Below are 1,058 nucleotides of genomic sequence, written 5' to 3'. Positions count from 1 at the left end.
CTAGAGCATAATCTGATCTAATTGAGTCGTTTTTGGATTCCCATATTGGTCAAAATCTGATTCATCCTGATTGCCGGGATGGGGGCCGGCGATCATGACCCGAGCACTATCGTCTGATCTGCGGCGCCGAGCCATTGCTGCGGTTTCCTCTGGTATGACCCGCCGGGCGGCTGCCGAGCGCTTTGGTGTTTCCGCCTCCAGCGTGATCCGGTGGGTAGCGGAATGGCGTGCGAGCGGCCGGGAGCACGCGCTGCGGCAGGGTGGCGATCGTCGTTCCCATCGGATCGAAGTGTGGTCGGGCGTTCTGCTGGCTGCGATTGAAGCCAGGGCCGACATTTCCCTCATCGAACTGGCGGAGAAACTCGCTGCGGAACACGGGGTCCGCTTCGCACCGAGCACGATCTGGCGCTGCCTCGACCGTCACGACATGACCGTCAAAAAAAACGGCGCACGCCAGCGAGCAGACACGGCCCGACGTCGCAGCAAAGCGCGAGGCCTGGTTCGACAGCCAGCCTGACCTCGATCCGGCCCGGCTGGTCTTCATCGACGAAACCGCCGTCTCGACAAAGATGGCCCGTCTGCGGGGACGGTCACGTCGCGGCACGCGTTGTCGCATGCCTGTGCCGCATGGGCACTGGAAAACCACGACGTTCATCGGCGGATTGCGCCTGTCCGGCATGACAGCGCCGATGATGCTGGACGGCCCAATGACTGGGGAATGGTTCGCCGCCTATGCTCGCAAGGTGCTCGCTCCAACACTGTCGCCGGGAGACGTCGTCATCCTGGATAATCTTCCGGCACATAAGGGTGCCGAAGCGCGGGAGGCCGTGGAGGCAGTCGGCGCCCGACTGCTGTTCCTGCCGCCCTATAGTCCCGACTTCAACCCGATCGAGAACATCTTCGCCAAGATGAAGGCCTGGATCAGACGAGTGGCGCCCCGAACCCTTGATGCCCTCCAAGACGCGGTATGCAGCGCAATCGACGACGTCGGTCACAGTCAAGCCGCCGCCTGCTTTGCTGCCGCCGGATATGAACCAGATTGATCGGATTATGCTCTA

General features: G+C 62.0%; 1 protein-coding gene. It reads left to right on the top strand.

All coding sequences use genetic code 11. The features are described from left to right. Window positions 1-94 precede the first annotated feature (94 nt). Window positions 95-1,043 (top strand): IS630 family transposase gene (locus tag HLH34_RS19090; RefSeq protein WP_264784170.1). Its coding sequence is split into 2 segments (ribosomal slippage): window positions 95-435 and window positions 434-1,043, totalling 951 coding nucleotides; the frame shifts between segments, so codons are not numbered across the junction. The last annotated feature ends 15 nt before the right edge of the window (window positions 1,044-1,058 follow it).

Origin of the sequence: Gluconacetobacter azotocaptans (assembly GCF_014174355.1) — a bacterium.
Taxonomy (GTDB): Bacteria; Pseudomonadota; Alphaproteobacteria; order Acetobacterales; family Acetobacteraceae; genus Gluconacetobacter; species Gluconacetobacter azotocaptans.
The sequence above is the reverse complement of the archived record's forward strand: the minus strand, read 5'-3'. Positions and strand labels throughout refer to the sequence as shown.